This is a genomic window from Pseudomonas graminis (genome assembly GCF_004364335.1).
GTDB lineage: Bacteria > Pseudomonadota > Gammaproteobacteria > Pseudomonadales > Pseudomonadaceae > Aquipseudomonas > Aquipseudomonas graminis_D.
The window spans coordinates 550,693-568,593 of the sequence record NZ_SOCR01000001.1 but is presented as its reverse complement, the minus strand read 5'-3'; the positions used below and the strand labels follow the sequence as shown (position 1 = coordinate 568,593).

Below are 17,901 nucleotides of genomic sequence, written 5' to 3'. Positions count from 1 at the left end.
GCCCTCAGTCGTCCAGGCTGATGATTCGCTCTCTCACACAGAACAGCACAAGCCCGGGCACGTCGTAGATGTGCAGCCGTTTCATGATCTGCGCGCGATGGGTTTCCACCGTTTTGACGCTCAGGCCAAGCCCGGCGGCGATGTCACGCGTGGAGGTGCCCCTGACGACCAGCCGCAGGATCTCCAGCTGCCGCGCGGTGAGGTTATGACCCTCGGCGACTTCAGCAGGCGTCGTCTGGCTACCGACCAATGCCTGGCTGATGACCGTGTGAGCGATGGCCGGGCTCAGGTAGCGTGCGCCATCGCGCAGGGCGTTCAGCGCGTGCTCGATCTCGCTGGCGGTTGCATCCTTGAGGAGGTAACCGTGGGCGCCGCACGCCAGCGCGCGCATGATCAGACGCGGTTCGGTGTGCATCGACAGGATCAACACCTTGCTGTGAGGCAGCGTCTGACGCAGACGTTGCAAAGCGTCCAGCCCGTCGCTGTCGCCCATGGAGATGTCGAGCAAAATGATGTCGGGTTCCAGCTGCAGGCTCATTTCCAGCAGCTGATGGCCATTGCTGGCCTCGCCAATGACGGCGTAACCCGGGATGTCCGACACCAGTGCGCGGACACCGGCGCGGATCAGCGCGTGGTCATCGACCAGCAGTACCTTGCACACGCTCACGACGTGCTGCCCCCGGCGCGTCCGCGGACACGCGGGGCCCAGGGGAACAACGCCTGAATGCAAGTGCCTTGCCCGGGCTCGCTGGCGACGCTCAATTCACCGCCCAACAGGCTGGCGCGCTCCGCCATGCCGGCCATACCGCGCTGCCCTTGACCGGCGGGGCTTAGCGCCGGAGCGAATCCTTGACCATCATCGCGAATGCTCAGCGACAACCCTTCCGGGCGGCGCTGCAGTTGCACGCGCAGGTTTTGCGCCTGGGCGTGGCGCAGCATGTTGGTCACGGCTTCCTGCGTGATGCGGAATGCCGCCACCGCGATTTCTTCGGGAATACCGTCCAGGCGCTGCTGGCATTCCAGGCTCCACTGCACGGAAGTGGCCGACAGCGTGCGCAGTAAATGCGCGCGCAGGCTGGCTTCAAGTCCCAGGCTGGTCAGCTGTCGCGGGTTGAGAATGGCGGACAGGTCGCGAACCTTCGCCAGGGTTTCATCGAGGGTGTTGATGAGCATCGTGCACTGTGCGTGCAACTCCTGCGGGGCCCGGCGCTGAAGCCAGTCGCTCTGCATCTTTGCTGCCGTGAGCATCTGGCCGATGTCATCGTGCAGCTCGCGGCTCAGACGATGACGCTCGGTTTCCTGGACCTGCAGCATGTGATCGGCCAGTTCCTTTGGCTGGAACTGGATGGTCCGGTTCGGGCGCATCATGCTGTAGCAGAGGCCTGCAAACGCCAGCCCGTTGATAATCGCCAGCGCCAGCGGCAGAACGCTGCTCGCCAGGTAGGCGATTACATTGCATCCCGTGGTCACCAGGCACAGCAAGGCTACCCAGCGAGCGAGGCTGCCGGGGTTCATTCGCTGAACGCCAGGGAATTTGCTGCTGCCATGCATAGCGAATGAAGCCATCGATAATGGAGGTCTGCACCTGACGGATCTGCCAGGCCATTTGAAAGTGCACTGCGAAAACACAATGCTGAACTTCCTCTGTCGGGGTACAACGTGTCCGAACGGCTCATGGAATGGACAGAAAAAGTGCTGCTTCAAGCGTCCCTTCGAGCGCGCTGATAGTACATTAGTTGCCGGCCTTATTGAGGGCTGAGGTTGAAACCCGACTGACGTCAATAACCAGCCCGATGGTCCGCTCAGTCAGCTTTCAAGTCCGGAATACGAGTGCGTTCCAGGTCATCAACAGGCATTCACCGCGCTTCACTGTGATCGGCGTACGCGGGTGCGGGGACGTCGCACTGCCCGGCACTGACCGACCAGCCCGGCCTTATGGCGACATTGTGTTCGCGTTTGCCGACCCCGCACTGGCAGGCGAATGCGTCCAGCAAGCCGCACTGCTCGCTTTCGTCCAGCGCCAGCGATCCGGTGTGGGGGTCGATGAGCTCAAGCTGCCAGGCCAGCAGCTCGAAACAGCGCTTGAGCGCGTGCAATGCGTCTGGCTGCAATTGTCCGGCCGCGTTGGCGAAGTAAAGGAGATAACGCAAATGGCGAGCGAAACCAGCCACGGTTTCAACGCCATGTGTGTCTGACTTGCCGGCCAGTTGTTGCAATGTGGTGAGCAGACATTCCATCGCGTCACGATCATCGCTGATCAATTCAAGATGACTGAGGCATTCATCGGCGCGGCACATGAGTGTCTGGGTATCGCTGAGAAACTCTGCATGCAGCTGCTGCCATTCATTGCCGTTCAGCATGTGCATTCTCCACTCTTCTCAAATGGCGACGTCAGGTCGCGTGGGGCGAGTGGCCCAAAGTTAATGTTGAAGGCACTGGAAAGTCTGTAGGGCGTTTCTGATTGTTGCGACTGGTCGGGCGGGGCGGGGTGATCGGCATGAACGCGCGAGACGATCATCTGCGCCCAGGCCCCACGAGAACGGGCCTTTTCAAGGATTCGGGCCAGCAGTGGGGGAACTTCCGTGAGCGCAACCGCATAACTGACTCCATTCATTTACGAGAAGGGCGTCACAGTAATGGCTATTGCAAAGGCCGAATATCAGGTTCGCCCCGATTGCCCTTAGGGGTTACCCCTAGTCGCGGTGGCGGGCTCGATCAGGTTCTCATCGGGCCGCGCGTCTGAAAGCCACGCCGTTTGCCGGTCGGCCTGCGCCCAAGTCTGTCGACGGCTCTCGGGTGATGCTAATGTGACATCATTTGCGCGATGCGCATTTCTATTCCGATCAGGCCCGATCAAGCCCGATTAAGGTCTGTCGCGGGGCTGCCGATACAGGGTAGGCGGACTTACTTGAACCCTGCTCCAGGAGCAACAGATGGCTGGCATTCTCGACACAGTAGACCAACGTACACAGCTGGTAGGTGAGAACCGCCTGGAAATCCTCATGTTCCGCCTGGCCGGGCGACAGTTGTTCGCGATCAACGTATTCAAGGTGCAGGAAGTCCTGCAACTGCCCAAGCTGACGTTGATGCCCCAGCGTCATCCGTTCGTGTGCGGCGTGGTCAACCTGCGCGGCCAGACCCTGCCGGTCATCGACCTGTCCCAGGCCATCGGCATGCGTCCGCTTGTGCCGGGGCCTTCGAGCACGATCATCGTGACCGAATACAACCGCTCGGTTCAGGCGTTTCTGGTGGGTGGCGTGGACCGCATCGTCAACATGAACTGGGAGGCGATCCTGCCGCCACCGACCAGCGCCGGGCGTCAGCACTACCTGACCGCCATCAGCAAGGTCGACGACCAGTTGGTGGAAATCATCGACGTGGAGAAAGTCCTCGCCGAGATCGTGCCGTACAGCGCCAAGGTCTCCCGCGACAAGCTGGACGATCCGGTCCTTGCCCGGGCCATTGGCCGCGAAGTGCTGTTGGTGGACGACTCCAACGTGGCGCTTTCGCAATTGCGCGACACCCTGGGTCAGCTTGGCGTGAAGATGCACATCGCCCGTGACGGGTTGAAAGCCCTGAACCTGCTCAAGAGCTGGGCGGACGCTGGCGAGGTCATGACCGAAAAGCTGCTGATGGTCTTCACCGACGCCGAAATGCCGGAAATGGACGGCTACCGCCTGACCACGGAAATCCGCAACGACCCACGTCTGCGCGGCCTCTATGTGGTGCTGCATACCTCGCTGTCCGGCAGCTTCAACGAGTCCATGGTCAAGAAGGTCGGCTGCGATAACTTCCTTTCCAAATTCCAGCCGGACAAGCTCGTCGACGTGGTCCGCGAGCGGCTCATGCTCGACAACTGATCCGGTTCTGTTTCAAGCCCCTTGCTGTATGGAGGGGCTTTTTTGCATCTGTACCGCTTGGTTTTCCGGCGTCTCGTATAGAGTGTGGCTTTCCGCTCTGGCATAAGGACGCGTACATGTTTCACCTCAGCGCACTGTATCGGTACCCCCTCAAATCCTGCATGGCCGAGTCGTTGCAGCAGGCCAGTTTCGATGAATTGGGCATGAGCGGCGATCGACGCTGGATGCTGGTGGATGAAGCCAGTGGGCGCTTTCACAGCCAGCGCGCGCTGCCGCAGATGGCGCAGCTGTCGGTGCTGTGGAAGGGTGACGGCGTCACGCTGTCGGCCCCGGGCCTGGGCAGTCTGGATGTGCCAGTGCCGGTCGATGAAGAGGCCAATCTGCGCGGCATCACGATCTGGCGCGACAGTTTTCGGGTGCCGGACGCGGGCGAGGAAGCGGCGCATTGGGTCAGTGCCCTGGTGGGCAAGCCGACGCGGCTGGTGCATGTGCCGAAAGCCCGCGCTCGCGGGTTGCCTGCAGGCTTCGGGGCGATTGAAGACAGGGTCGGGTTTGCTGACGGGTTCCCGCTGTTGTTGATCGGCCAGTCGTCGCTGGATGATTTGTCGCAGAAGGTGGGCCGCCCGCTGGAGATGCTACGGTTTCGCCCGAATCTGGTGGTGTCCGGCGGCGAGGCATTTGCGGAGGATGGCTGGAAGCGGATTCGGATTGGCAGTGTTGAATTGCGGGTGTTGAAGCCCTGCTCGCGGTGCATCCTGACGACGCAAGATCCGGCAACCGGTGAACGCAGCGCGGATCGCGAACCGATGACCACACTGAAGACGTATCGGGAGCGGGAAGGGGAGATCTGGTTCGGTCAGAATCTGGTCAGCGATGGCCCAGGGCTGGTCGAGGTGGGGATGGAGGTTGAAGTGCTCGAGTGATTGAGCGCTTGCTCTTACGCCTTCCTGGCTAAAGCCTCTCCCGCGGGGGATACGCAATTTCACCGTAGGAGCCGGCGTGCTGGCGAACGTGATTGAACACTCATTGCTGCAGCGCCCGCCCCAACGCCTTCGCCAGCAAGCCGGCGCCTACGGGTTTACATACAGCCCAAACTGGGGTTTAACGCCGACTCATTGTAGGAGCGCGCTTGCCCGCGAATGCGCCGGTTCAGACAACACTGCCGTTGCTGACCCAACGAGTTCGCCAGCAAGCCGGCTCCTACAGGTCCATCTGGCCCGACTGGCCAATGCAATCGGGCTGGCAATCGCAGCCCGATTGCTGTCTTTTACAAATCATCAAAGAACCGCTCATGCCAGTCCACCAGCGGCTGTGGTGAATTGAGCTTCTGGCCGTAGATCACCGCATACGACAGCACGTTCTGCACGTACTGACGGGTCTCGTCGAACGGAATGCTCTCGACCCAGACGTCAAAGGCCAGGTGATTGGCGCCCCTTAGCCACTGACGTACACGACCAGGGCCTGCGTTATAGGCTGCCGAAGCCAGCACCCGGTTGCCGTTGAACTGCGCATGGACCTGGCTCAGGTACGCGGCGCCGAGCTGGATATTCTTGTCCGGATCAAGCACCTGCGCCGGCGAGGCCAGGGGAATACTGAACTTGCGCGCGGTCTCTTTGGCGGTGGCGGGCATCAGTTGCATCAAGCCTGCGGCACCGACGCCAGAGCGGGCGTCGTCCATGAAGGCACTTTCCTGTCGCGTGATCGCAAACACCCAGCTGGAATGCAGCCCGCGAACCTGCGCTTCACGCACCAGGGTGTCGCGGTGGGCCATCGGGAAACGGATGTCGAGATCGTCCCAGTACTGCGCCTGGCTGATGGTGCGAATGGCCGGGAAGTACCAGTGCATGTCGTAGGCCAGTTTGGCTTGGGCAACCATTTCGTCCCGGCTGAAACGACGGGTGACGTGGTACCACTCGCGGCGACCGTCGACGATCTGACCGCGATCATAAAACTCCAGTGCACGGCGCACGCCCGGGGTGTTGCGCACCTTGGTCATGAGCGCCTGGCTCAGCACCAGCGGCTTGTTGTTGAGCATGTACGGCGTCTGGGTGCGGTCGGCGGCGAGGAAGCCATAGAAATCGCGCTCCTTCGCCACCGCCTTGTACAGCCCCGGCAGCAGCGGGCTGTTGGGCTGAGCCAGCTCCAGCGAGCGGGCCTGCCAGTAACGCCAGCGGTTCGTGGTCGCCAGGTCCTGGGGCAGGCGACGTGTCAGCTCGTACGCGTCACTCCAGCGACCCAGTCGCAGCAACAGGCGCAGGCGCCATTCGGTAACGGTGTTGTCGCGCAGGTCCGGGTCGTACCTGGTCATGATCTCAAGAGCCCGACCGTCGAAGCTGCGGGCGAGGGTCAGGCCGATTTCCTTGGCGATCTGCACCTGTTCTTCGTGGGAGAAGTGCAGCACCGGCGCGTAACTGTCGAGCAGTTCCATCGCCCGCTGCGGGTCCTGCTTGGCGAGGCGACGCAGCCCCAGGCCCACCACATCGGACATGGCCTCGTCAGCCGGCATGAACTGCCCCTGGTTGTTGACCATTTCCGGCTTCTGCGCGACGGCAATCAGCAAGCGGCCCTGGGGCGCGAGGGTGGTCATGCTGTTGACCAGTTGATTGGCCAGCGCGTAGTTGCGCACTTGCGCGGCGAGCTTGGCGCGCTGCCAGCGTTTCTGCTCGGTCAACTGACCTTCAACCGCCCACTGGGTGAAAAACGTATCGCAGGCCGCCGGCAGCGTCTTGCCGGTCATCCAAGTCTTCTCGGCGTTGGCATAGCCTTCCGAGCGCTGGTTATGGCTGAGCTGATACGAGCCATACAGGCAGTCAAGCTCGACGAAATTCAGCTTGGGGTCGTAATACTTGACGAAGGGCTGCCAGTCACCGCGCGAAGCCAGCAGTCGCAGCCAGCGCAGCTTCATATAGTTGGCTTGCGGCAGGTCGCCATGCTCGGCGAAGAATTTCTCGACTTCCTCGTCACTCGCGCTGTTCAGGCGGGCGGTGAGTTCGTCGTAGGCCAGATACGGCTCAAGGGGATAATCCGCCAGCGCGGCGGCATACGTGCGATAAGGGCCGCCGTCGCCCTTGGCCAACGCACGTTTGGCTTCATCGTAATACTGACGCTGGGTGGTGAGATCGACCGCTTGGACGGACTGGGCAGCGGTGGCCGACAGAAGCAGGCAGGACAAAAGGCTGAAGAAACGACTGCGCATGAGACTTCCGTGCAGATGCATCGTGAAAAGTGCGGCTAGCTTAGCCTGTTGCCCGCGCGGGTTGAAGCGCTGCCTTGCCCGTCGTGATAGATGGAAACAAACCCCGGCCTGCAGTCGGCCGGCCACCGGGTCCGGACGACGTCCTGTCATCGATTAGCCGCCCCTCTGCCGGGTTATCTCAGGTAGAATGCGCGCCCGGTTTTTGGAGAAGCTCATGACCCTGCTCAAATTCAGCGATGTGTCCCTTGCGTTCGGCGCCATGCCGTTGTTGGACAAGGTGTCCTGGCAGATCGCCCGTGGTGAGCGGGTCTGCATCATCGGCCGCAACGGCACTGGCAAATCCAGCATGTTGAAGCTGGTCAAGGGCATTCAGATGCCCGACGACGGCAATGTCTGGCGCGCGCCCGGCCTGAAGATCGGCGAGCTGCCCCAGGAGCTGCCGGTCGCTGACGGCCGTACCGTGTTCGACGTCGTTGCCGAAGGCCTCGACGGCGTGGGCGAGCTGCTCGCGCAGTATCACCATCTGAGCCAGAACATCGTCACCGCCGAAGACCTCGACAAGCTGATGCACGTGCAGTCGGACCTCGAAGCCCGTGACGGCTGGCGCCTGCAGCAGTTGGTGGACAGCACCCTCAGCCGTCTGCAACTGCCGGCCGACAAGACCCTCGCCGAACTGTCCGGCGGCTGGCGTCGTCGCGTGTTGCTGGCTCAGGCCCTGGTCTCCGAGCCTGATCTGCTGATGCTCGACGAACCGACCAACCACCTCGACATCGGCGCCATCGCCTGGCTTGAAGAAGCGCTGAAGGAATTCCAGGGCGCGGTGTTGTTCATCACCCACGACCGGTCCTTCCTGCAAAACCTTGCCACGCGCATTCTCGAACTCGACCGTGGCGGCCTGATCGACTGGGACGGCGACTACGCCAGCTTCCTGGTGCACAAGGAAGCCATGCTCGCGGCGGAAGAAACCGCCAACGCGCTGTTCGACAAGCGTCTGGCCCAGGAAGAAGTGTGGATCCGTCAGGGCATCAAGGCCCGTCGTACCCGTAACGAAGGCCGCGTGCGCGCCCTGAAGGCACTGCGGGTTGAGCGCAGCGACCGTCGCGAACGCACCGGCAAGGCCAACATCCAGCTCGACACCGCAGACAAATCCGGCAAGCAGGTGATGGTGCTCGACAACGTCAGCTTCGCTCACCCGGGCGGGCCGATGCTGATCAAGGATTTCTCCATGGTCCTGCAGCGCGAAGACCGTATCGGTCTGCTCGGCGCCAACGGTACCGGCAAGACCACGCTGCTCAAGCTGATGCTCGACAACCTTCAGCCCACCAGCGGCAAAGTGGAAGTCGGCACCCGTCTGGACGTCGCTTACTTCGACCAGCTGCGTCACCAGCTCGATCTGGAAAAGACCGTGATCGACAACGTGGCCGAAGGGCGCGACTTCATCGACATCGACGGCCAGAGCCGCCACGTCCTCAGCTACCTGGGCGACTTCCTGTTCAGCCCGCAGCGGGCACGGACGCCGGTCAAGGCGCTGTCAGGAGGCGAGCGGGCGCGTCTGCTGCTGGCCAAACTGTTCAGCAAGCCGGCCAACCTGCTGGTTCTCGACGAACCGACCAACGATCTGGACGTCGAGACTCTCGAACTCCTTGAAGAGGTCCTGTTGACCTTCAAGGGCACCGTGCTGATGGTCAGCCACGACCGGGCATTCCTCGACAACGTCGTCACCAGCACCCTGGTGTTCGAAGGCGAGGGCAAGGTCCGCGAATTCGTCGGTGGCTATCAGGACTGGATTCGTCAGGGCGGCTCGCCGCGTCTGCTGGGCGTCACCGACAGCAAGTCCGGCAAGTCCGAGCTGGCGACTGCCGTGGTTCAGGCAGCACCCGTCGCAGCCGCAGAAATGCCGGTCGCGAAAAAGAAGCTCAGCTATAAACTGCAGCGCGAGCTGGAAGCATTGCCCGCGCAAATTGACGCTGTAGAAGCGCAAATGGCTGCGCTCAGTGCCGAGATGGCCGAGGCCGGTTTCTATCAGCGTCCTGCGGAGCAAACCACTGCCGTCATGGCGCAGCTGGAAAGCCTGCAAGGCGAACTGGACGGGCTGCTTGAGCGTTGGGCCGAGCTGGACGAGTGATCGGGCACCTGGGGCAATAAAAAAGCCCGGTCCTTTTTCAAGGGCCGGGCTTTTGTTTGCAGGCGTGGATCAGTCCGCGCGCTTGACCAGTCGGACGGCCAGAACGTCGCACGGTGCGCCGTGCAGCACGTCATTGGCGGTCGAGCCGAGCAGCAGTGAGAGACCGTGACGGCCGTGGCTGCCGACCACGATCAGGTCGACGTGGTATTCCTTTGCCAGGTTGTGAATTTCCTGACGCGGCTGGCCATAGGTCAGATGGCTGTCGCCGGTTTTCACGTCAGGGTATTTCAGTTTGAGCTTTTCCAGCTTTTCCTTGGCCTGATCGAACTGCTGTTGCTGCAGCTGCGACAGGTCCATGGGAACATCGCCACCAAAGGCCATGGCCATGGGTTCGACGATGTGGACCAGCGAAAGCTTCGAGCCGCCTGCCAGCGCCAGCGCCATGGCTTTTTTGATGACCGGATCGCACTCTTCAGTGAGGTCCACGGCTACCAGGATATGTTCATAGGACATGGGGTGTTCCTTCTGAGGTTTGCGATGGTTTTGATTATGGCTCTTTTCACGCGCCTCTGGCACGCCGATGTGGTCCACCCGCCGCTTGCCGCCGCGGGGGGCGTACAAATATGACGGTGTGGATCATCCTGTCAATCATTGCGGTGGTTTTAAGTCCGCTGGTCTGGCTGCGTCCCTCGCGCTCCCAGAGCGGCAGAATGGCCATGCGCATGCAGGCGCGGCGAATGGGGCTGGCCATGCAGCTGATTCCTCAGGAGTGGCCGCATTGGTTGCCCATCGAGCCACCGAGCCCGTGCCCGCAGTATCACCGGCCACGTACCGCGCGCGAGCCCGATGTCTGGGTGTACTGGCAGATGGAACCGGGTGTGTGGGTCAACCAGTGGCGCGAGCCGTGTGAAGATCCGCGCCTGCTCGAGCAGTTCAAGACGCTGCCGGCAGACGTCTACAAAGTGGACGCTGGCAAGCAACTGATCGCCGTGTACTGGGCCGAGCGTGGCGAGCCCGAAGTATTGCAGCACATTGCGGCAGTGCTGAAGGCCTTGGCGTAACCTGTCCCATGCCCGAATCGCGGGCATTAAAAAGCCCGATAACAACATCGGGCCGGGGTTGGCCAGGCAGGCCGTAATTCATGTGCGATGCGGTGCAATGCCGCTCGCCGGGTTACCTATCACTGCTCGCGACGCTGACAATGACCCGTCTTGATGCGCAGTGCGCTGAATGTAGACCTTAATGGTGCATTTGTCTGCTGCCGCGCCGTTTATTTCATCCTTCGTGCTGAAGCGGAGTCTCGCCGCTGCGGTTGACCCTCGTCAGTTTCAACCTCCTCTGATCATTGCCCTGAATGAGCCCGCATCAGGCGCACGTTTTACCTGCGATTTGCCGGTTTTGCCCGCTGTCTGCTGAATTGACAATTGCTGGAATATGGCAGAAGGTAGCCGCACCCAAATCAAACGGGCGTATGAATTGAGCGTTTGCCGCAAGAACGCTCTGACAGACGCTCGAATCGCGTCGACGGGGTGACTGGCGTTTGGTGTTTCGCCTCGACGGCAACGTCGTGCAGAGCGCCGGATATCAGCGTCTGATGCGTATTGTTCAGCTTCCATATCGTGGAGATCAGTTGATGATTTACGAAGGTAAAGCCATCACGGTTAAGGCTCTTGAAAGTGGCATCGTCGAACTGCAGTTCGACCTCAAGGGTGAGTCCGTCAACAAGTTCAATCGTCTCACCCTCAACGACCTGAGTCAGGCCATTGAAGCCATCAAGGCCGACAGCTCGATCAAGGGCGTCATCGTCACCAGCGGCAAGGACGTGTTCATCGTCGGCGCCGACATCACCGAATTCGTCGATAACTTCAAGCTGCCGGACGCTGAACTCGTCGCCGGCAACCTCGAAGCCAACAAAATCTTCAGCGCCTTCGAAGACCTCAACGTACCGACCCTCGCTGCCATCAACGGCATCGCGCTGGGCGGCGGTCTGGAAATGTGCCTGGCTGCTGACTTCCGCGTGATGTCCGCCACCGCCAAGGTCGGCCTGCCTGAAGTCAAACTCGGCATCTACCCGGGCTTCGGCGGCACCGTCCGCCTGCCGCGCCTGATCGGTGTCGATAACGCCGTCGAGTGGATCGCGTCCGGCAAAGACAACAGCGCTGAAGATGCACTGAAAGTGGGCGCCGTCGATGCAGTGGTTGCCCCGGGCAAACTGCAGGAAGCCGCACTGGACCTGATCAAGCGCGCCATCTCCGGCGAGTTCGATTTCAAGGCCAAACGTCAGCCCAAACTGGACAAGCTCAAGCTCAACGCCATCGAGCAAATGATGGCCTTCGAAACCGCCAAGGGTTTCGTGGCAGGTCAGGCCGGCCCGAACTACCCGGCGCCTGTTGAAGCCATCAAGACCATCCAGAAAGCCGCCAATTTCGGTCGCGACAAAGCCCTGGAAGTGGAAGCGGCCGGTTTCGTGAAGATGGCCAAGACCTCGGCCGCCGCGAGCCTCATCGGTCTGTTCCTGAACGACCAGGAGCTGAAAAAGAAAGCCAAGGTCTACGACGAAGTGGCCAAGGACGTGAAGCAGGCCGCCGTATTGGGCGCCGGCATCATGGGTGGCGGCATCGCCTATCAGTCGGCTGTCAAAGGTACGCCGATCCTGATGAAGGACATCCGCGAAGAAGCCATCGCGCTGGGCCTGGGAGAAGCATCGAAGCTGCTGGGCAAGCGCGTCGAAAAAGGCCGTTTGACCACGGCGAAGATGGCTGAAGCGCTCAATGCGATTCGTCCTACCCTGTCCTACGGCGATTTCGGCACCGTCGACCTCGTGGTCGAAGCGGTTGTCGAGAATCCGAAGGTCAAGCAAGCCGTACTGGCCGAAGTGGAAGGGCAGGTGGGTGAAGACACCATCCTCGCTTCCAACACCTCGACGATCTCCATCAGCTTGCTGGCCAAGGCCCTCAAGCGTCCTGAGAACTTCGTCGGCATGCATTTCTTCAACCCGGTGCACATGATGCCGCTGGTTGAAGTCATCCGTGGCGAGAAGTCCAGCGAAGTCGCCGTGGCGACCACCGTGGCCTACGCCAAGAAGATGGGCAAGAACCCGATCGTGGTCAACGACTGCCCGGGCTTCCTGGTCAACCGCATCCTGTTCCCGTACTTCGGCGGTTTCGCCAAGCTGGTCAGCGCCGGTGTCGACTTCGTGCGCATCGACAAGGTCATGGAAAAATTCGGCTGGCCAATGGGCCCGGCGTACCTGATGGACGTGGTCGGCATCGACACCGGCCACCACGGTCGCGACGTCATGGCTGAAGGCTTCCCGGACCGCATGAAGGATGATCGCCGCACCGCCGTCGACGCCTTGTACGACGCCAATCGCCTGGGCCAGAAGAACGGCAAGGGTTTCTACGTCTACGAGACCGACAAGCAGGGCAAGCCGAAGAAAGTGGTCGACGCTTCCGTGCTGGAAGTGCTCAAGCCGGTGATCTACGAGCAGCGTGAAGTCAGCGACGAAGACATCATCAACTGGATGATGATCCCGCTGTGCCTCGAGACCGTGCGTTGCCTGGAAGACGGCATCGTCGACACGGCCGCCGAGGCCGACATGGGCCTGATCTACGGCATCGGCTTCCCTCCGTTCCGTGGCGGCGCGCTGCGCTACATCGACTCGATCGGTGTCGCTGAATTCGTTGCCCTGGCTGACCAATACGCTGATCTGGGCGCTCTGTACCACCCCACTGCGAAGCTGCGTGAAATGGCCAAGACCGGCCAACGCTTCTTCGGCTAAGTGCCCAACGAACAGGTGAAGATATGAGCTTGAATCCGAGAGACGTCGTGATTGTCGACTTCGGTCGCACACCGATGGGCCGCTCCAAGGGTGGCATGCACCGCAATACCCGCGCCGAAGACATGTCGGCGCACCTGATCAGCAAGCTGCTGGAGCGCAACAACAAGGTCGACCCGGCGGAAGTCGAGGACGTGATCTGGGGCTGCGTCAACCAGACCCTGGAGCAGGGCTGGAACATCGCGCGCATGGCGTCGCTGATGACCCAGATTCCCCACACTTCCGCCGCGCAGACGGTCAGCCGCCTGTGTGGATCGTCCATGAGCGCGTTGCACACGGCGGCTCAGGCGATCATGAGCAACAACGGTGACGTCTTCGTCATCGGCGGTGTCGAGCACATGGGTCACGTCGGCATGATGCACGGTGTCGACCCGAACCCGCACATGTCGCTGTATGCCGCCAAAGCCTCCGGCATGATGGGCCTGACCGCCGAAATGCTGGGCAAGATGCACGGCATCACCCGTGAGGCGCAGGATGCGTTCGGCGTGCGCTCCCACAGGCTTGCTCAGAAGGCCACGCTGGAAGGGAAGTTCAAGGACGAAATCATCCCGATGCAGGGCTATGACGAGAACGGTTTCCTGAAGATGTTCGACTTCGACGAGACCATTCGTCCGGAGACGACGCTGGAAAGCCTGGCCGCCCTCAAGCCTGCGTTCAATCCGAAAGGCGGTACGGTCACGGCCGGCACCTCGTCGCAGATCACCGACGGTGCTTCGTGCATGATCGTCATGTCCGGCCAGCGCGCCATGGACCTCGGCATCCAGCCGCTGGCGGTGATCCGCTCGATGGCGGTGGCCGGCGTCGACCCTGCAATCATGGGTTACGGACCGGTTCCGGCGACCCAGAAAGCGCTCAAGCGCGCAGGGCTGAGCATCGCCGATATCGACTACTTCGAGCTCAACGAAGCTTTCGCCGCACAGGCCCTGCCAGTGCTGAAAGATTTGAAAGTGCTCGACAAGATGGACGAGAAGGTTAACCTGCACGGCGGCGCCATTGCCTTGGGTCACCCGTTCGGTTGCTCGGGGGCGCGGATTTCCGGCACCTTGCTCAACGTGATGAAGCAGAATGGCGGCACCCTGGGTGTTGCCACCATGTGCATCGGTCTGGGTCAGGGCATCACCACCGTATTCGAACGCGTCTAAACGGTGTCAGTGTGCGAGCCGGGGCCTGGTGCCCCGGCTTTTGTTTTTTTCCGGAAATGTATTTTCGCCACTTTTTTTCTTGTCACACCCGAGGTCCCCCGCATGCCGCTACAGCCAGGTCTCTACCGTCACTACAAAGGGCCCGAATACCGTGTTATCGGTGTCGCGCGGCATTCGGAGACCGAAGAAGAAGTGGTGTGCTATCAAGCGCTGTACGGCGAATACGGCCTGTGGGTACGCCCTTTGAGCATGTTTCTGCAGTCAGTTGAGGTTGACGGCGAGCAAGTGCCGCGCTTTGCTTTGGTTCAGGCCGAACCGGATCTTTTTCCCCGGCCCTGAGGCAGGACCTGGCAGCAGCATTGCTTGACCTCACCTTTCAGCCACTATATATAGCGGGGCCTCGACGGCTTCGACGTCTTTTTTCTCGCATTAGGAATTTTCCGATCCATGGGCAAATCGCTGGTCATTGTGGAATCCCCGGCTAAGGCCAAGACCATCAACAAGTACCTGGGCAACCAGTACGTGGTGAAGTCGAGTATCGGCCATATCCGAGACCTGCCCACCAGCGGTTCGGCTAGCGCCTCCAAAGAGCCTGCTGCCAAGCGCGGCAAGACCGCGGCCGAAGCGCCTGCGCTGTCGCCCAAGGAAAAGGCCAAGCGCCAGCTCGTGGCGCGGATGGGTGTCGATCCGGAGCATGGCTGGAAGGCCAAGTACGAAATCCTTCCCGGCAAAGAGAAGGTGATCGACGAATTGCGCCGCCTGGCCAAAGACGCCGACACCATCTATCTCGCGACGGACTTGGACCGCGAAGGGGAAGCCATTGCCTGGCACCTGCGCGAAGCCATTGGTGGCGACGATGCGCGCTACAAGCGCGTGGTCTTCAACGAGATCACCAAAAAAGCCATTCAGGAAGCCTTCTCCAAACCGGGCGAGCTCGACATCGACCGCGTGAATGCCCAGCAGGCCCGGCGTTTTCTCGACCGCGTCGTGGGTTACATGGTGTCGCCGCTGCTGTGGCAGAAGATCGCCCGTGGTCTGTCGGCCGGCCGTGTGCAGTCCGTGGCAGTGAAACTCGTTGTGGAGCGCGAGCGTGAAATCCGCGCGTTCAATCCGGAAGAGTACTGGGAGATCCACGCGGACCTCGGCACCGCCAAAGGCGCCAACGTTCGCTTTGAAGTCGCCCGCGAAAAAGGCGAAGCCTTCAAGCCGCTGAACGAAGCGACCGCCATGGCGGCGCTGGAGAAGCTCAAGGCCTCGGCCTACAGCATCAGCAAGCGTGAAGACAAACCGACCAGCAGCAAGCCGTCGGCGCCCTTTATCACGTCCACGCTGCAACAGGCCGCGAGCAACCGCCTGGGCTATGGCGTGAAGAAAACCATGATGATGGCCCAGCGTCTGTACGAAGCCGGCTACATCACCTACATGCGTACGGACTCGACCAACCTGTCGGCCGACGCAGTGGCCATGGCCCGCACCTACATCGAAACCGAGTTCGGCAAGAAGTACCTGCCGGAATCGCCGATCGTCTACAGCAGCAAGGAAGGCGCGCAAGAAGCTCACGAAGCGATCCGCCCCTCCGATGTCAACACGCACCCAAGCAAGCTGACCGGCATGGAGCGTGACGCCGAGCGTCTGTACGAGCTGATCTGGCGCCAGTTCGTGGCCTGCCAGATGCCGCCTGCGCAATACCTGTCGACCACCGTCAGCGTCGCGGCCGGCGATTTCGAGCTGCGTGCCAAGGGCCGCATCCTTAAGTTCGACGGCTATACCCGCGTGCTGCCACAGATGAGCAAGCCGGGCGATGACGACGTACTGCCGGACATGGCCCAGGGCGACAAGCTGAAGCTGATCAAGCTTGACCCAAGCCAGCATTTCACCAAGCCACCTGCGCGTTATTCGGAAGCGAGCCTGGTCAAGGAAATGGAAAAACGCGGTATCGGCCGTCCATCGACCTATGCCGCGATCATTTCGACCATTCAGGACCGTGGTTACGTGGCCCTGCACAACCGTCGTTTCTATTCGGAAAAGATGGGCGATATCGTTACCGAGCGTCTGTCCGAAAGCTTCTCGAACCTGATGGACTACGGCTTTACTGCCGGCATGGAAGAAAACCTCGACGACGTGGCCCACGGCCAGCGCGACTGGAAGAACGTCCTCGACGAGTTCTACGGTGACTTCAAAAAGAAACTCGAAGTGGCCGAAGCACCTGACAGCGGCATGCGTGCCAACCAGCCGGTGATGACGGACATCCCGTGCAAGGTCTGCGGCCGCCCGATGCAGATTCGTACGGCGTCCACCGGCGTTTTCCTTGGCTGCTCGGGCTACAGCCTGCCGCCGAAAGAGCGCTGCAAGGCTACGGTCAACCTGACGCCGGGCGATGAAATCGCCGACGACGATGAGGGTGAGTCCGAATCCCGCGTTCTGCGTGGCAAGCACCGTTGCCCGATCTGCAGCACCGCGATGGATGCGTACTTGCTGGATGAGAAGCACAAGTTGCACATCTGCGGCAACAACCCGGATTGCTCGGGCTACGAGATCGAAGAGGGCACTTACCGCATCAAGGGCTATGAAGGCCCGAGCGTGGAGTGCGACAAGTGTGGCGGCGAAATGCAGCTCAAGACCGGCCGTTTCGGCAAGTTCTTCGGCTGCACCAACTGCAAGAACACCCGCAAGCTGCTGAAAAGCGGTGAAGCGGCGCCGCCGAAGATGGACCCGGTGAAGATGCCGGAGCTCAAATGCGAGAAGGTCGACGACACCTACATCCTGCGCGATGGCGCTTCGGGGTTGTTCCTGGCGGCCAGCCAGTTCCCGAAAAACCGCGAGACCCGTGCGCCTTTGGTCATGGAGATTGCGCCGCACAAGGACGAGATTGATCCGAAGTATCACTTCCTGTGTGACGCGCCGAAGAAGGACCCCGACGGTCGTCCGGCGGTCATCCGCTACAGCCGCAAGTCCAAGGAGCAATACGTGCAGACCGAAGTGGACGGCAAGCCGACTGGCTGGCGTGCATTCTACGACGGTGGCAAGTGGAAGGTCGAGGACAAGCGTTGATCGTTTGAGCTTGATCCGACTGGTCAGGCCCGACACTTTGCGTTAAAAGAATCCCTCGGCGTGCTCATGCGCACCGAGGGATTTTTTTGTCTGCGGTTGACCGGCCGTAGGCACGCTGCGATTCACTCATCTCTACAGAGGCCGTCTTCATGGCTCACGAACTCTATACCCGCACCAACCAGAAGCTGTTCTTCGCAGGCCTGGCACTTGAAGCGATGGCGAAGGCCAGGGACAGCCGCGCGATGAACGCCCAGGGGCTTGAGCAGGCGGAACGTGAGTCGGCGATCTTCCATCTCTACGGCGCATTGCTCGGGCTGTGCCACGAGATTGCCGGCTATTACCGGCTGCCACAGGCGAGCACCCCGCGTGCCGAGGACCTGCTCTCGCCGAAAGTATTGGAAGCAATCGCTATTCCGGAAATGGGCGAACTGGTCGAGCTCGCCCAGCACCGTGAAACCTGGTTGGCGCAACTGCTGGCTTCCTACCAGGCGCTGTTCATGCCGCCGAGGGCGCCGCGCAAACCCAAGGGCGACGTCACTCAGCCCTTGATCATCGCAGTGGGTGCAGAGGAAGAGCCCGAGCAGGCGTTGACGCGGGAGGAGATGGAAAGCTGGCGTCAGCAGCTCAAAGGCCTGGCCATCCGGTTCAGAGAAGGCCTGAGCGAGTGCTGATACGGAGTGATCGATGGG

14 protein-coding genes are annotated in these 17,901 nt (G+C 61.1%); 9 read left to right on the top strand and 5 right to left on the bottom strand.

All coding sequences use genetic code 11. The features are described 5' to 3' along the window. Window positions 1-4: 4 nt before the first annotated feature. From EC919_RS02455 to EC919_RS02445, 3 genes are all read right to left on the bottom strand, one after another. On the bottom strand, window positions 5-661 hold the full coding sequence (locus EC919_RS02455) for a response regulator (protein ID WP_243842191.1): 657 nt from the start codon (window positions 659-661) through the stop codon (window positions 5-7). Window positions 662-663: 2 nt separating this feature from the next. Next, window positions 664-1,515 (bottom strand): sensor histidine kinase, encoded by an 852-nt coding sequence (locus EC919_RS02450; protein ID WP_243842183.1) that lies wholly within the window; start codon window positions 1,513-1,515, stop codon window positions 664-666. A 341-nt stretch (window positions 1,516-1,856) separates the two neighbouring features. Continuing rightward, on the bottom strand, window positions 1,857-2,360 hold the full coding sequence (locus EC919_RS02445) for a hypothetical protein (protein WP_208294939.1): 504 nt from the start codon (window positions 2,358-2,360) through the stop codon (window positions 1,857-1,859). Window positions 2,361-2,933: 573 nt separating this feature from the next. On the opposite strand from EC919_RS02445, the gene EC919_RS02440 reads away from it, so the two are divergent. Next, window positions 2,934-3,860 carry a chemotaxis protein CheV gene (locus EC919_RS02440; RefSeq protein ID WP_133770845.1) on the top strand — a complete coding sequence of 309 codons (927 nt, stop codon included), beginning with the start codon at window positions 2,934-2,936 and terminating at the stop codon, window positions 3,858-3,860. Window positions 3,861-3,976: 116 nt separating this feature from the next. Continuing rightward, window positions 3,977-4,783, top strand: coding sequence for an MOSC domain-containing protein (locus tag EC919_RS02435; protein ID WP_133770843.1), 807 nt, complete (start codon window positions 3,977-3,979; stop codon window positions 4,781-4,783). A 344-nt stretch (window positions 4,784-5,127) separates the two neighbouring features. Here the strand turns inward: EC919_RS02435 and EC919_RS02430 are convergent, their stop codons facing one another. Further along, window positions 5,128-7,056, bottom strand: coding sequence for a transglycosylase SLT domain-containing protein (locus EC919_RS02430; protein WP_133770841.1), 1,929 nt, complete (start codon window positions 7,054-7,056; stop codon window positions 5,128-5,130). A 214-nt stretch (window positions 7,057-7,270) separates the two neighbouring features. Here EC919_RS02430 and EC919_RS02425 point away from each other — a divergent pair, with 214 nt between their 5' ends. Continuing rightward, a complete protein-coding gene (locus EC919_RS02425) occupies window positions 7,271-9,181 on the top strand; it encodes an ATP-binding cassette domain-containing protein (protein WP_122534495.1) in 1,911 nt (636 codons plus the stop codon). Between the two features lie 69 nt (window positions 9,182-9,250). On the opposite strand, the gene EC919_RS02420 is transcribed toward EC919_RS02425, so the two are convergent. Then, window positions 9,251-9,694, bottom strand: a complete 444-nt coding sequence (locus EC919_RS02420) for a universal stress protein (RefSeq protein WP_133770839.1) — start codon at window positions 9,692-9,694, stop codon at window positions 9,251-9,253. 110 nt (window positions 9,695-9,804) lie between these two features. Between EC919_RS02420 and EC919_RS02415 the strand changes: the two genes are divergently transcribed. The 6 genes from EC919_RS02415 (at window position 9,805) to EC919_RS02390 (ending at window position 17,883) form a co-directional block, all read left to right on the top strand. Further along, window positions 9,805-10,242 (top strand): hypothetical protein, encoded by a 438-nt coding sequence (locus tag EC919_RS02415; protein ID WP_133770837.1) that lies wholly within the window; start codon window positions 9,805-9,807, stop codon window positions 10,240-10,242. A gap of 572 nt (window positions 10,243-10,814) precedes the next feature. Next, entirely contained in the window at window positions 10,815-12,962 is a 2,148-nt protein-coding gene (fadB, locus tag EC919_RS02410; RefSeq protein WP_133770835.1) for a fatty acid oxidation complex subunit alpha FadB, read from the top strand. Window positions 12,963-12,985: 23 nt separating this feature from the next. After that, the gene (gene fadA / locus EC919_RS02405; RefSeq protein WP_122534498.1) at window positions 12,986-14,161 is read left to right on the top strand and encodes an acetyl-CoA C-acyltransferase FadA; all 1,176 of its coding nucleotides are present in this window, start codon (window positions 12,986-12,988) and stop codon (window positions 14,159-14,161) included. Between the two features lie 102 nt (window positions 14,162-14,263). Then, window positions 14,264-14,500, top strand: a complete 237-nt coding sequence (locus EC919_RS02400) for a DUF1653 domain-containing protein (RefSeq protein ID WP_065988576.1) — start codon at window positions 14,264-14,266, stop codon at window positions 14,498-14,500. Window positions 14,501-14,608: 108 nt separating this feature from the next. Next, window positions 14,609-17,212 (top strand): type I DNA topoisomerase, encoded by a 2,604-nt coding sequence (topA, locus tag EC919_RS02395; RefSeq protein ID WP_133770833.1) that lies wholly within the window; start codon window positions 14,609-14,611, stop codon window positions 17,210-17,212. Window positions 17,213-17,361: 149 nt separating this feature from the next. Further along, window positions 17,362-17,883, top strand: coding sequence for a DUF6586 family protein (locus tag EC919_RS02390; RefSeq protein WP_133770831.1), 522 nt, complete (start codon window positions 17,362-17,364; stop codon window positions 17,881-17,883). Window positions 17,884-17,901 lie beyond the last annotated feature (18 nt).